Origin of the sequence: Bifidobacterium oedipodis (genome assembly GCF_012932425.1) — a bacterium.
GTDB classification, from domain to species: domain Bacteria; phylum Actinomycetota; class Actinomycetes; order Actinomycetales; family Bifidobacteriaceae; genus Bifidobacterium; species Bifidobacterium oedipodis.
Genome location: NZ_JAAIII010000007.1, coordinates 124,891 through 139,826 on the forward strand (window position 1 = coordinate 124,891; position 14,936 = coordinate 139,826).

8 protein-coding genes are annotated in these 14,936 nt (G+C 56.6%); 7 read left to right on the plus strand and 1 reads right to left on the minus strand.

What is annotated here, in order from left to right; translation table 11 throughout:
* The first annotated feature begins 214 nt into the window (after positions 1-214).
* The 5 genes from G1C95_RS10800 (at position 215) to G1C95_RS10820 (ending at position 11,435) form a co-directional block, all read left to right on the plus strand.
* The gene (locus G1C95_RS10800) at positions 215-4,351 is read left to right on the plus strand and encodes an LPXTG cell wall anchor domain-containing protein (protein ID WP_169172960.1); all 4,137 of its coding nucleotides are present in this window, start codon (positions 215-217) and stop codon (positions 4,349-4,351) included.
* A gap of 478 nt (positions 4,352-4,829) precedes the next feature.
* Positions 4,830-6,194, plus strand: coding sequence for an MFS transporter (locus G1C95_RS10805; RefSeq protein WP_169172961.1), 1,365 nt, complete (start codon positions 4,830-4,832; stop codon positions 6,192-6,194).
* A 439-nt stretch (positions 6,195-6,633) separates the two neighbouring features.
* Positions 6,634-7,686 carry a ketol-acid reductoisomerase gene (ilvC, locus tag G1C95_RS10810; RefSeq protein ID WP_169172962.1) on the plus strand — a complete coding sequence of 351 codons (1,053 nt, stop codon included), beginning with the start codon at positions 6,634-6,636 and terminating at the stop codon, positions 7,684-7,686.
* Between the two features lie 631 nt (positions 7,687-8,317).
* Positions 8,318-9,370: a ketol-acid reductoisomerase gene (gene ilvC, locus G1C95_RS10815; protein WP_169172963.1), complete on the plus strand. Its 1,053-nt coding sequence runs from the start codon at positions 8,318-8,320 to the stop codon at positions 9,368-9,370.
* A 739-nt stretch (positions 9,371-10,109) separates the two neighbouring features.
* On the plus strand, positions 10,110-11,435 hold the full coding sequence (locus tag G1C95_RS10820) for an ABC transporter substrate-binding protein (protein ID WP_169172964.1): 1,326 nt from the start codon (positions 10,110-10,112) through the stop codon (positions 11,433-11,435).
* 158 nt (positions 11,436-11,593) lie between these two features.
* On the opposite strand, the gene G1C95_RS10825 is transcribed toward G1C95_RS10820, so the two are convergent.
* On the minus strand, positions 11,594-12,610 hold the full coding sequence (locus G1C95_RS10825; RefSeq protein WP_169172965.1) for a LacI family DNA-binding transcriptional regulator: 1,017 nt from the start codon (positions 12,608-12,610) through the stop codon (positions 11,594-11,596).
* Positions 12,611-12,968: 358 nt separating this feature from the next.
* On the opposite strand from G1C95_RS10825, the gene G1C95_RS10830 reads away from it, so the two are divergent.
* Both G1C95_RS10830 and G1C95_RS10835 read left to right on the plus strand, forming a co-directional pair.
* A complete protein-coding gene (locus G1C95_RS10830; protein WP_169172966.1) occupies positions 12,969-13,823 on the plus strand; it encodes a carbohydrate ABC transporter permease in 855 nt (284 codons plus the stop codon).
* Positions 13,823-14,668 carry a carbohydrate ABC transporter permease gene (locus G1C95_RS10835; protein ID WP_169172967.1) on the plus strand — a complete coding sequence of 282 codons (846 nt, stop codon included), beginning with the start codon at positions 13,823-13,825 and terminating at the stop codon, positions 14,666-14,668. Before G1C95_RS10830 ends, G1C95_RS10835 begins: the two co-directional genes overlap by 1 nt.
* The last annotated feature ends 268 nt before the right edge of the window (positions 14,669-14,936 follow it).

The window sequence follows — 14,936 nt, forward strand, 5'->3', positions numbered from 1 at the left end:
GTATCCCATGATCTAGGCGGATTCTAGTCGTAGATGGCACAGCATGCCTGCGTTATATTCGACACAATTTCTTAAACGTTTGATAAATGATTGTAACTGCGTTATGATGATTGACGTTGATCACAAAAGATTAGTGATCGAAACCACCGTTGAACAACGGAGTCAAGGGCGTTGCTGCCTTGGAAGTGGCTTGTATACAAGGAAAGGAACCCTTATGGGAAAGAGACCCATGCGAGGCGTATCCGCTGTGACGGCGGTTGTCTCAATGTGTGTGGGACTGGTCTCCACGCCTGCTTTCGCAAACGATTCAGAAATTGCTGTGGCCGCAGCTGCGGCCACAGCGCAAACTGTGTCTTCCAATGAGATTCAGGTTGGATCCGAATGGAGAGACACCGACGGCAACCTTATTGAAGCGCATGGCGGCGGCGCCATGATGTACAAGGAATCCGAACTCAATTACGACGTCACCGGTGATGGTGACATGGATGACGATGTCTATCTGCTGTATGGAGAGAACAAAACCAATGCCACCCGCCCGGTCGATGGCGTGAATGGCTACTGGTCCACCGATCTGGTGACTTGGCACAACATGGGCACCGTGCTCGCCACCCACGAGGTGCTGCCGCACAAGACCATCGCCATCGCCGGCGACGAATGCTACACCGACGTGGACTCCCAGCAGTATTGTGCCGACCATAAGATCTCGCAGGACGGCAAGCGCAGTAATTACGCGTCCGGATCCCAGCAGTACACGGTGATGAGCGAGGAGAACCTCGCCGAACTCAAGCGTCTCGCCAACCTGACTGAGGAGGCGGCCGCCGCCGAAGATCATGCGGATGCCGCAGCCAACGCCAAGACGTTCATCAAAGCGTATGTCGCCGAATGGAACGCGGACGGCACCGCCAAGGCATACGACGAAGACGCGCTGGAGCTCGCCTTCGTGGATTTGTATGGCATGTACAGCATCGTTGAACGTCCGAAGATGGTCTACAACAAGAACACCGGCAAATACGTCATCGTGTTCCACTCCGACGGTGCCACCAATGCGAATGCGGATCGTGCCAAATGGGTGACCGGCCTGACGGATTCCGGCAAGTACGATATCACGCAGGGCAAGGAATACTTCTTCGACGGAAGCGACAACAACGGTTCGCGCTACTCCCGCGCCGAAATCGGTTTTGCGGTGTCCGACACCCCGTTCGGCCCGTTCAAACTGGTCAACTCCACCCGCATGAACTATGACAAGTCGATTCACTCGACCCGTTTCGGTGAATCGCGCGATATGACCGTGTACGTGGACTACGCCAACCCGAACGCGGACGGCAGCGTGGACGCCTACGCCGTCTACTCCTCGGAAATGAACGCGAAGATCTACATCTCGCGCCTCAACAACGACTACACCGGCCCTGCCGTGGAAGGCGACAGCGAGCCGCAGGGCGAGAACTGGCGCGCTCGCGTGCTGCCGCAGGACATCCGCGAGGCGCCGACCCTGTTCTACTGGGACGGCTACTACTACATGATCACCTCCGGCACCAGCGGCTGGGCGTCCAACACGAACACCGTGTTCCGTGCCAAGAGCATGCTGCAGTCGGAGCAGTGGGAATACCTGGGCAATCCGTTCCGCGGTGCTAACGCCGACAAGGCGTTGGATACGCAGACCACCTACGTGCTGGTCAAGGACCAGGCCAAGGGCGAGTTCATCTATATGGGCGACCGCTGGGTGGTCGATAATCGAACCGGTTCCGCCGGTTCGGACACCAAACTCATCTGGGCACCGATCGAACTCGGCGACACCGATTCCGCCGATCCGTTCCACATTACAGGCTACGACTCCTGGGATCCGAATGATGAGAGCCTGTACCGCATGCCGCAGGATGCCGGCACGCTGGTGCTGTCCAAGGGTTCGCTGCTGCCGGATACGGTCGCCATCGACGATGTCGACACACCGGTGACATGGGCGGACGGCGCTGAGGATGAGGTGGCCAACGCCGCCGCGAACGCGACGCTGAGTCTGAACTTCACCGCGAACGGCAAGCGCTACACGATTTCCGTGCAGGTGATCGCTGCGGGCTTGGAATATTACATCGACTCCGGCGTGACCGATTCCTCGAAGGCTGCGGAGTACCAGGCGGTTGTGAAAGCCGTGCCGGGCCTGCGGAATTCCGATGCCGCCGACCAGGCCTGGGCTGAAGGCAGGAACTGGGGCTATGTGACCGAGAACGCCGTGGTGAAGAACGATGCCGGAGACTCCCGTGACCAGACTGGTCTGTACACCAACAATAGCGGCAAGACCATCTCGTACAAGCTCACGTTGGACGCCGGTTCGTACACGCTGAACGCCGGCTTCTACGACTGGTGGGCGCAGTACAACAACAACCGCAAGATGGATCAGACCATCACCGGTGAGGACGGCACCGTGATTGCCACTGGCGACTCTGTCGTCACCAAGAAGGGCACCTCGTCCGCGACCGGCAGCGTGGACTTCACGCTCGACAAGGCGCAGACCGTAACCTACACGGTGACCCGCGCATCCGGCGCCGGCGCCGATCCGATCCTCAACTGGCTGACCGTGACCCAGCAGGAGAAGGAACTTGGCTTCGTGGGCGCGGCCGCGGGCGTGCTGCCCGAGACCGTGACCGTGGGTGGCAAGAGCGCGAAGGTGACATGGTCCGAGGCTTCGAAGGCTGCGGCCGCGAAGGCCACGACGGTGGCGAACCTCAACGTGTCCGGCACTACTGAAGACGGCGCTCCCGTCTCCGGTTATGTGGTGACCGTGCCGGAGAACCTGCGCTACTTCATCGACTCCGGTGCGGAGAATGCGTCCGGCAAGGAATTCGCCGCGGTGAAGACCGCAGCAGGTGAAGGTCTGCTTAATGCGGACGCTGCCGACCAGACATGGGACGGGGTTAGCGAAGGAAAAACCTGGGGCTATTCCGGCGGATTCGGATCGAACACGGCCGGCAGCGTGGATGATTGGACCAGCTCGTTCCTGGGCTGCTACTACAACACGCCCGTCACTTACCATCTGACTCTTAAGGCCGGCACGTATCGAATCGGCGCGGCGCAGAACCCGCGTTCGGGTGGCACCACCAAAATCTACACCACGGTCTCGCAGAATGGCACCGTGCTCGCCGGGCACAAGACCGCCGACTCCAACGGCGAGGCCACGCAGGTGGTGCAGACCGTGACCGTGCCCGAGGATGGCGTGGTCGACGTCGAATTCGGCACCAACGGCACTTCCGGGTGGAACGCCCGTCTGGCCATGGTATGGGTTTCTGAGGCTGGCGGTGACAAAACTGAGCTGAACCAAGCCATCGCTGATGTGGACAACCAGATTGAATCCGGTGCACTGGCCGAAAGCAAGTACACGGTCAGCTCGTGGAAGGCATTCCAGGAGGCACTATCTGCGGCGAAGACTGTGGCGGGCAATACCAACGCTCTGCAGGCCGAGGTTGATTCAGCTTGCAGCCGCTTGCAGCAGGCGCGCGAGGCGCTTGTGCTCCGGCAGCTGGACATCGCGGTTGCGGCGCAGGGTGCCGAGATCGTTGATGGCAAGGTTCAGGCGAAGGTTGGCGATGAACTGACACTCACCGTAACCATGCCGGCCATCGAGGGTGTTGTTACTTGGTCGTCTTCAGATGAAGCGGTGGTGCAGCTGCTGAAGTCTAAGGCCGATGGTGTCGCTACAGTATCCGTTGCGTCGATCCAAAAGGTGCGTTTGCTCAAGGTCGGCGAGGCCACGGTGACTGCCACTGATATCGAGGGCAATGTTGGCCATGTGACGATTCAGGTTACGGATGATGAGACCGTTGATCCTGATCCTGATCCAGAACCTAAGCCGGATCCCGATCCGGAGCCTGAACCCGAACCTGAACCCGATCCGGAAGTCAAGCCGGCTGATAAGGCTGCGTTGCAAGCTGCTGTGGACGCCGCTGGCAAACTTGCGGAGTCGGATCACACGGCTGATTCGTGGGCCAAGTTTGCCAAGGCGTTGGCCTCTGCGAAGGAAGTGCTCGCTAACGCCGACGCTACGCAGGACGAGGTTAACGCCGCGCTTGCGAACCTGCAGGCCGCTGCAGCCGCGTTGAAGCCGGCAGATCAGGGCCAACAGCCTGGTGGCGACGGTTCTGGTGACAATACCGGTGGTCAAGGCGATCAAGGCAATACTGGCGGACAAGACAGTGAATCCGACAATAACGACCGGAAGCCTGGCGGTCAGGGCCAGGAGTCCTCTGGCCAGCTTATCGGTGTTGCCAAGACCGGTGCCTCGGTGGCTATCGTTGCTGCGATCGCAGGGATTGCGCTGGTTGCCGGTGTGGGCGTGACGATTCTCAAGCGTCGTAACGCCTGAGTGACTGGCCGACCGGTCAGTCGGCACTCCGGCATTCATTAGTAACGCTATAGCCTTGGCGGCATGGAGACACCTTACCTTGGTGTTCCCATGCCGCTAAGGCTATAGCGTTACTGTGTAACGTGGTGCCCACATAGTGAACCTTCGCTGGAACGAGCCGAGGGACGCTCCTAAATTCTGCAACTGGTTCGAGCGAAAGCTCGATGAACGACTTTGATAGCGAAAGGAGGTTCGCCGTGATGATGGAACGTTTTGTGTCCGCACGAATTATTATTCCGTCTTCGCTGGCGGACTAATTCGGCTATCGCAAGTAAGCCCCGCCAGTGAAGGCGGGGTCGGCAAATAACGTTTGCTTCAAGCCCCGCCTCAAACTGGCGGGGCTTTGCTGTTTTATGCCCCACAAGGGCCCGCACAGCAGTCGCACAGAGAAGAATACAAGAGTACGTAACAGTACACAACATTGTCAGGAGCCCCTCTCATGACTTCAGTCGAACCCACGACTGGCAACACTGCCGGTGGCAAGGTCCAAGCCATGGCCCGCGATTCGGTCAAAACCGTGATCGCCGCCTCCATGGTCGGTACCGCCATCGAATTCTACGACTTCTATGCCTACGGCACCGCCGCGGCAAACTACTTCCCGAAGGTGTTCTTCGGCGACACCGGCAACCCCACGGTCGCCCTGCTCGCCTCGCTGCTCACCTTCGCCATCGCCTTCATCGCACGCCCGCTGGGCTCGCTGGTGTTCGGACACTTCGGCGATCGCATGGGCCGCAAGACCACGCTGGTGGTCTCCCTGCTGACCATGGGCATCGCCACATTCCTCATCGGCTGCCTGCCCACCTATGACATGTGGGGCATCGTTGCTGTCGTCGTGCTGTGCCTGTGCCGTTTCGTGCAGGGCATCGGCCTGGGCGGCGAATGGTCCGGCGCGGCGCTGGTCGCCACCGAGAACGCACCGGAAGGCAAGCGTGCCCTGTATGGTTCCTTCCCGGAGCTGGGTGCTCCGATCGGCTTCTTCCTGTCCAACGGCACCTACTTTGTGCTGGAATCCTTCAACGACGAGGCCGCTATGATGGCTTGGGGCTGGCGTGTGCCGTTCCTACTGAGCGCGGTCCTCGTGATCGTTGGCCTTGTGGTGCGTGTGCATATGGAGGAGACCCCGATCTTCCGTATGGCTCAGGAGCGCAACGAAGTCGTCAAGGCGCCGCTGGTCGAAGTGTTCAAGAAGTCCTGGCTGCAGGTGCTGCAGGGCACCTTCCTTGTGGCCGTCACCTACACGCTGTTCTACACGCTGGCTACTTGGTCGCTGGCTTGGGGCACCAAGGAAGCCGGCCAGGGCGGCGGCGGACTGGGCTTCACCAATCAGGAATACCTGCTGATGCTTATGATCGCCATCTGCGTGTTCGCCGCGTTCATCGTGATCTCCTGCGTCAACGCCGATAAGATCGGCCGTCGTCGCGTGATCACCTTCTCGTCCGTGGCGCTGATTGTGTTCGCTGCACTGTTCCCGTTCTTGCTGAACGGCGAAGTGGTCGGCCAGCGCAACTTCTTCGCCAATATGGTGTTCCTGTGCATCGGCTTCGCCCTGATGGGCTGCGCCTTCGGCCCGATCGGTGCGATCCTGCCTGAACTCTTCGAAGCGAATGTGCGCTACTCCGGCTCCGGCATCAGCTACAACCTCGCCGCTATCGTCGGCGCGGCCTTCGTGCCGACCATCGCCACCTGGCTGAGCTCCCACTGGGGCGTGCACTCTGTGGGCCTCTACCTCGGCGTGATGGCCGTGTGCGCGCTTATCGCTGTGCTCAGCTGCCGTGAAACTAAAGACGTCGATTTTACCAAGTAAATCGTTGCCTCGTCATGCTGAGCGGAGCGTAGCGGAGTCGAAGCATCTCCGTTCCGAAACGTTCGTGAGATCCTTCGACTCCGGCCTACGGCCTCCGCTCAGGATGACAGGGTGGTTTTGCTCGGCAAACCTCAATCTCATAACTGAAAAACTTGCGTCCACAACGTGAACCCCATGGTGCTTCGTTCCGGTGCTGGTACTAAACCTACATACCGGAAAAGCCCACAAGGAAAACCACGTAGCCCCCGCGATACCCCTGCGGCAGGGCGCATGACATATAACTGAATATTTATCCAAACTTCTCCGCATTCATGCGGATCACCGAAGAATCCAACCCGCTGCTTGGTCAGGGCAGGCCGAATTCCCCGCACGACCCGTGTGGATCGGAACGCCGGACGGCACACGCCGCCCAGCCCATCCCAACAAAGGAGTGCCAATTATGGCAGCAACTATCTGGTACGAAAAGGACGCCGACCTCGCCGTGTTCGATGGCAAGAAGGTCGCCATCCTGGGCTATGGCTCCCAGGGCCACGCCCACGCGCTGAACCTGCGCGACTCGGGCGTCAACGTGGTCGTGGGCCTGCGTCCGACCTCCAAGTCTGTGGAGTTCGCCAAGGAGCAGGGCCTCGAGGTCAAGTCCGTGGCCGACGCGGTGAAGGAAGCCGACGTCGTGATGATCCTGCTGCCCGATCAGTACCAGGCCAAGGTCTACAAGGAAGAAGTTGAGCCGAACCTGAAGCCGGGTGCTGCCCTGGCCTTCGCTCACGGCTTCAACATTCACTACGGCTACATCAAGCCTTCTGAGGATCATCCGGTGTTCATGGTTGCTCCGAAGGGCCCGGGCCACATTGTGCGTCGTGAGTACGCTGCTGGCCGTGGCGTGCCGGTCGTCGTGGCTGTTGAGCAGGATCCTGACGGCAAGACCTGGCCGCTGTGCCTGGCTTACGCCAAGGCTCTGGGCGCTCTGCGCGCTGGTGCCATCAAGACCACCTTCACCGAGGAGACCGAGACCGATCTGTTCGGCGAGCAGGATGTGCTGATGGGTGGTATCAACCACCTGTGCGATATGGGCTTCGATGTGCTGACCGAGGCTGGCTACCAGCCGGAGATCGCCTACTTCGAGGTGTTCCACGAGCTGAAGATGCTGGTTGACCTGGCTAACGAGGGTGGCCTGAACAAGGCCCGTTGGTCCTGCTCCGACACCGCCCAGTACGGCGATTACACCTCCACGGTTATCACCGAGGAGACTAAGAAGCGCATGCAGTACCAGCTCAAGCGCATCCAGGACGGCTCCTTCGCCAAGGAGTTCATGGATGACCAGGCCGCTGGCGCTCCGAAGTTCAAGAAGCTGCAGGAAGAGTTCTCTCACCCGCACCTGGAAACCGTTGGTCCGAAGCTGCGCGCTATGTTCTCCTGGAACAACGAGGCTGCGAAGGACGCTGACGAGACCGAGTCCTTCACCGGCAAGATCGCTCGCGCCCAGGTTCAGTGAGTCACGCTTAGTGAGCAGAATTCAGTGAGCATTGCTTGCTGATTCGCCCACTGCGTAGCGAATCCTAAAACGCATACGAAGGCCGCCACCCCAACCGGATGGCGGCCTTCGCATATCCTCAACTGTTGAGATGGCATGCTCAGAAGAAACCGATGGTGGTTCTTTTCCTTAGGATTGGTCCTTGCAGTGTCGTTCCCTCATTTTTCACAAGTGCAAAGGCAGACATATGCCAACTACCGTAACAAAATATAGCCAACTACCGTAGTAAAAAACAGCCAACTACTGTAACAAAAAATGGCCAACTACCGTAATGAAATATGGCCAACTACTGTAATGAAGCGGCAACGGGCTTATTGACAGGGAAGTGATTGTGCAGTAGCTGTTGCTGTGCTGTGGTCGCGCTGTGGTTGTGGTCCGGCTCACGTTTTGGACTGGAAGTCTGATTCGGCGGGGTTGCCGGTAGGATAGTGCTCGGTTTGAAGGACACAATCCTTCTGATTGCAGCGCAAGGCCGCCGCCCGATCATGAGTCACCAATCGTGGGCGCGCGGAGGCCGAACACGAAGACAAGTAGATACTCGGAACACGAATGCCGTGTCCGACCCCACTACATACAAAAGGAGTGCCAAATTATGGCAGCAACTATCTGGTACGAAAAGGACGCCGATCTGTCCGTGTTCGATGGCAAGAAGGTTGCCATCATCGGTTACGGCTCCCAGGGCCACGCCCACGCGCTGAACCTGCGCGATTCCGGCGTTGAAGTGGTCGTGGGCCTGCGTCCGACCTCCAAGTCTGTGGAGTTCGCCAAGGAGCAGGGCCTTGAGGTCAAGTCCGTCGGCGAAGCCACCGCTGAGGCCGACGTGGTCATGATCCTGCTGCCTGACCAGTACCAGGCCAAGGTCTACAAGGAAGAGATCGAGCCGAACCTGAAGGAAGGCGCCGCTCTGGCCTTCGCCCACGGCTTCAACATCCACTACGGCTACATCAAGCCCACCGAAGACCACCCGGTGTTCATGGTCGCCCCGAAGGGCCCGGGCCACATCGTTCGTCGTGAGTACGCCGCCGGCCGTGGCGTGCCGGTCGTCGTGGCCGTCGAGCAGGATCCCCGCGGCGACGCTTGGGACATCACCCTGGCCTACGCCAAGGGCATCGGCGCTCTGCGCGCCGGTGGCATCAAGACCACCTTCACCGAAGAGACCGAAACCGATCTGTTCGGCGAGCAGACCGTGCTCATGGGTGGCATCAACCACCTGTGCGACCTCGGCTTCGACGTGCTGACCGAGGCTGGCTACCAGCCGGAGATCGCCTACTTCGAGGTGTTCCACGAGCTGAAGATGCTCATCGACCTGGCTAACGAAGGCGGCCTGAACAAGGCCCGTTGGTCCTGCTCCGACACCGCCCAGTACGGCGACTACACCTGCATCGTCATCAACGAAGACACCAAGAAGCGCATGCAGTACCAGCTTGAGCGCATCCAGAACGGCGAGTTCGCCAAGGAGTTCATGGAGGATCAGGCTAACGGCGCTCCGAAGTTCAAGGCTCTGCAGGAGGAGTACAGCCACCCGCACCTGGAGACCGTTGGTCCGAAGCTGCGCGCCATGTTCTCCTGGAACAACCAGGTGGACGCCGACGCCGATATGGCTCAGTCCTTCAACGGCAAGATCGCTCGTACCCAGGTGCAGTGAGCTCGTTAAATAACGTTTGATTGCTACTTACGCAATTAATACGATAAAGGCCGTCGCCCCGATTCGCTCGGAGCGGCGGCCTTCGTCGTATTGTTTCGTCGTATTGCCGTGGTGCGTGCTGCGTTGCCGTGGTGCATGTGTGGCGGTGCGTGTGCGGCGCATCGTTCGCGGCACTTCTTGCGGATTTCCCTACGAAAAGTGCCGTTAACGAACCCTGCATCCCGCGTTAGAGGCACTTATCGCGGCTTGTTCCGCAAAAAGTACCTCGTAGCGGCCGTTTTATGCTTGCTTGCGGCACTTCTTGCGGTTTGTTCCGCGAAAAGTGCCGTTAACAGACCTTGCGTCTTGTGTTAGGGCACTTATCGCGGCTTAGAGTAAGTGCTTCTGATTGAAGCTAGACGAGATCTGTTGAGGCCAGATCAATTAGCAAACGATTGCTAAAAAACTGTTTGGCGTGTCGCAGATATGTTACAAAAGCAAAGATTGCGGTTCGCTGCTGCTGTTAACGCTATCAATGCTGAAAACATTGATGTTTAGCCTATTTCTTGATAAAAGAATATTTTGTAATTGTGTAGATATTAAGCTCCAATGTGCCTATTTTTACTTATAGGCCAGATGAAATCGTTTGCAATTTCTGGAAAATGGGTGCAGAATAGAACATGTCGTTAGTCGCAAGGATGGGGAGTGAATCATCCTGCCAGCAGATTGCTGGAAACGACCTATAGAGAAAGGTTCGAAGATGAATCGCACAGTGAAGTCGATGGTTGCAGTTGCTGCTGTTGCCGCAATGTCGCTCGGCATGGCCGCTTGCGGCAGCTCGAATTCCTCAGACGGGGATGCTAAGGGCAAAGTTTATTACCTGAACTTCAAGCCTGAAGCCGCTGATCAGTGGACAGCTCTGGCCAAGAAATACACTGAAGAAAAAGGTGTCGAAGTCAAGGTGCAAACCGCTGCCTCCGGTACTTATGAGCAGACCCTGAAGTCGGAAATCGCCAAGAGCGAAGCTCCAACCCTGTTCCAGGTCAACGGGCCGGTAGGCTACCAGAACTGGAAGAAGTACACGGCTGATCTGTCTGGCACGGATATTTACAAGGAACTCACCAATCAGGATGTTGCCTTGAAGGATGGCGACAAGGTTGTGGGCGTGCCGTATGTGATGGAGACCTATGGTCTGATTTACAACAAAGATATCCTTGACAAGTACTTTGCTACCGATGGCGCCAAAGCCAAGAGCGTGGATGAGATCAATTCCTTTGACAAGCTGAAGGCTGTAGCCGATGACATGCAGGCTAAGAAGGATGAGCTTGGTATCAAGGGTGCGTTCACTTCCGCTGGCATGGATTCTTCCTCGGATTGGCGTTTCAAGACCCATCTGGCTAATCTGCCGCTCTATTACGAGTTCAAGGAAGACAACGTCACCGAACAGCCGGCAGAAATCAAGGGTACTTATCTGCCGGAATACAAGCAGATTTGGGATTTGTATCTGAAGGATTCCACCACTGAGCCCACCCAGATTAGCGCCAAGACTGGTGACGATGCTAATTCTGAGTTTGCTCTCGGTGAAGCGGCCTTTTATCAGAACGGTACTTGGGCTTGGACCGACCTCCAGAAGGCTGGTATGTCTGCCGATTCCGTGGGCATGATGCCGATTTACATCGGCGGCCCGGACGAGGAAAATGAGGGTCTGGCCACTGGCTCCGAAAATTACTGGTGCATCAACGATAAAGCCTCTGATGCTGACAAGAAGGCCACTGAAGACTTCTTGACGTGGGTTATTACTTCTGATGCAGGTAAGGAAGCTTTGTCCAAGGACATGGGCTTCACCACCCCGTTCAAGACTTTTGACGATGTGACTTCTGACAACCCGCTGACTGAAGCCGCTGTGGCCGACCAGAAGTCCGGACGCACCGCCGTGAGCTGGAACTTCACTATGATGCCTTCTGAGGAATGGAAGAATAAGCTTGGTGCTGCTCTGCTTGAGTATGCTCAGGGCACTGGTGACTGGTCTGCTGTCGAAAATGCCTTCGTCAAGGGCTGGGCTTCCGAATACGCGGCTTCGCACTGAGTGTGAGCCCTGATGGTTGGTGCGTGAAGCTTCATTCGCGTACCAACCAGTGCAGCTAGTGCGTTCAAGCTTCTCCTAACCATGATTGAGGCCACCGCCCATTTACGGGGCGGTGGCCTCAATCATGGTTAGGAGCCGGTTGGTTGTAGGTGGTGCAATCAGCGGGCACGTGCGGTGGAGGCGCGAACCATGATATGAGCGGGGAATGTGGCATACGGCTCGTCTGGTGTTTTGCCTTCGATCAGGTCAAGTGTCATATGCGCCGCCTGCCGCGCCATTTCTGTAGGATCCTGACGAATCGTGGTCAGGCCGATGTCGTCAGTATAGAAGCTATCGTCATAGCCGATTACGGATACATCACTGGGCACACGGAAACCGTTGCGTTCCAGCTGGAACATCAACGGTAACGCAATGCCATCTTCCTGACAGGCAATGGCGGTGGGCATTGTAGGCAGACTCATCAGCTGGGTGACCACGTCGCCAATTTGATACTTACCGTTGGCATCTACTTTACATACGATTACCTGTGGCTCGATTCCTTCGCTTCTGCAATAGGAGATGAATGAGCCGAAACGTCCTTGCACGGAAAAGCTCAGCGACACTTCGCGGTTGGTACTGATATAAGCGATATCGTGGTGGCCTAAAGCAATAAGGTGGCGGGCCGCAAGCGTGGAGCCCTGGTCATCGTCGATATTGACGGCGGCCGCGAACCCTCGCTCGGCCGGATCGACCGAATTGATGCCGATAATTGGTACTCCCACGGAGGCAAGCTGCTTGGTCTCCTCGTTGTCGATATCGAAGGACACTACGATCACGGCATCGGCATTGCGGCGTATGGGGAGCATTTCGAAGAATTCCCTGCGTTCTTCGATACTGGAGATTTGGAATATGGAGATGTCATAGCCGCTGGCGCTCAGTACTTCATTCAGTCCTTCGATTACTGAGGCGGTGAACCACAGGCGAATATGTCCGCTCATAAGTACGGCGATGCGTAGCGCACGTCCAGACTTGAGTGCCGCCGCCGAGCGAGATAGCGAAAAGTTCAGTTCGTTGGCTATTCCCAGCACGCGTTCGCGGGTTTTTGCCGAGACTAGATCAGGGCGTGTGAATGAGCGGGATACGGTGGAAATGGAAACTCCTGCCGCTTTGGCGACGTCTTGGAGACTGCTGCTCATATCCGCTCCTTTGCTGGGTGTAGGGATTGTTTGAACTCACTCCAGTGTACACGGCAATGCTGTGGATAATATGATGATAACGATTGTATTGCAAACGTTTGTTATAGGGCAATAATGCTGAATTATCGTTGATAAAACAACATTTTAATGCTATTTGAGAGTTAGGCAAAATCACCCTAAATGATGAGTGTGAATGCTGCAAAATGACAACGTTTGACTTCATGTTAGATGCGCGTTATCATATCGGTAGATTTGCGCGATGGCATTGGCGAGGCAGCCAATACCAAACGTGAAGTCATTATTGAGAATGGACGCCGACCAACGTTGAGCTGGCGGTGGCTCAAGGAGGAGGAATGCTATGATCAGCATGGCTGGCAAAGCGATACGCAGATGGTGGGCGCTGTTCGCGTTGCCCACGTTCGCTGCGTTCATTATCGGGTTCGTGGTGCCGTTCATTATGGGTGTGTACCTGAGCTTTTGTGAATTTACCACTGTTACCGACGGTGAGTGGGTAGGTCTTAAGAACTATGGCAAAGCGCTAAAGGATCCCGAATTTTTGCATGCGCTGGGTTTCTCGACAGCTTTCACCATTGTTACCACCATCGTTATTAACGTGCTGGCCTTTGCCATCGCCTACATGCTGACCAAAGCCATCAAAGGCTCCACAATCTTCCGCTCGGTGTTCTTCATGCCGAACCTTATCGGCGGCATCATCTTGGGCTATATCTGGCTGCTATTGCTCAACGGCGTGCTGGCACACTGGGGTCGAGCGCTCACCTATAAAGCTTCCTATGGTTTCTGGGGTTTGGTCATTCTCGTGTGCTGGCAGCAGATCGGTTACATGATGATCATTTATATCGCCGGTTTGCAAGCATTGCCCACTGACGTGCTTGAGGCAGCACAGGTGGATGGTGCGAATGGACGTCAAACGATGTTCCGCATCATCATTCCGCTGATGATGCCGTCCATCACCGTATGCTCCTTCCTGACTGTGACCAATGGCTTCAAGCTGTATGATCAGAACCTTGCGTTGACCAATGGCGCGCCAAGCAATATGTCCGAAGGCTTGGCCATGAACATCACACGCACCTTCTATGGACGTATGGGCTGGGAAGGCGTTGGCCAAGCGAAGGCCGTGTTGTTCTTCATTCTGGTGGCGGTTATCGCGCTTATTCAGAACAAACTCACCACAAGCAAGGAGGTGGCAGCCTGATGAACGAGAACAACAAGCCTGTCAAGCACGGCGGATTGTGGACGGTACTGTTTACCGTCATCTCCTTGTTCTGGATTTTCCCGATTGTTTTGGTGGTGATCAATTCCTTCAAGCAGAAGGCTTATATTTCACGCAACGCGTTTTCGATTCCTATGGGTAAAGCCTTCGTCGGTTTCGAAAACTATACGCGTGGTATCGAAACTACACAATTTTTCGCCTCCTTTGGCTGGACATTGCTGATCACCGTTGGTTCAGTGGTGCTGATTCTGCTATGTACCTCAATGTGCGCGTGGTGGATTGTACGTGTGAACAATTGGGCCGCGAAGCTGCTGTATACCCTGTTCCTGTTCAATATGATCGTGCCGTTCCAGATGGTGATGTTCACCCTTTCCAAGATCGCTGACATGTTGAAACTCAATACTCCGTGGGGATTGACGATTGTTTACCTTGGCTTCGGTGCTGGTCTGGCCGTGTTCATCTTCACTGGCGTGATTAAGGGCATTCCTGCGGAATTGGAAGAGTCGGCTATGATCGATGGTGCTTCCGTGCCGCGTATTTTCTTCCAGATTGTGGTGCCGATTATGAAGCCATCTATCGTCTCGGTGGCGATTCTTGAGGCCATGTGGATTTGGAACGACTATCTGTTGCCGTACCTCACACTTGACTTGGGTAAATACAAGACCATTTCGGTGGCTGTGCAGTATTTGAAGGGCGGTTATGGATCGGTGGATATGGGTGCCATGATGGCTTGCCTAGTGTTGGCTATCATTCCGATTATCATCTTCTACCTAGTCTGCCAAAAGTACATCGTCAGCGGAGTGATGGCAGGCGCTGTTAAGGGCTGATGACTTGTGTCATCAGTCCTTGGTGGACGCCCCGGTGGGGCGTCCGCAGGTGTCTGCCTGAGCCGGCCTAGCAGGGCGGCGAAGGTAATGATGGGTCCGCGCGAAGCGTGGTCCGTAATTGCGGGGCCGAAGGCGGCGCTGTTAAGGGCTGATGACTTGTGTCATCAGTCCTTGGTGGACGCCCCGGTGGGGCGTCCGCAGGTGTCTGCCTGAGCCGGCCTGGCAGGGCGGCGAAGAAAATTTGAGCCCCGTGCATTGCGCGGGGCTC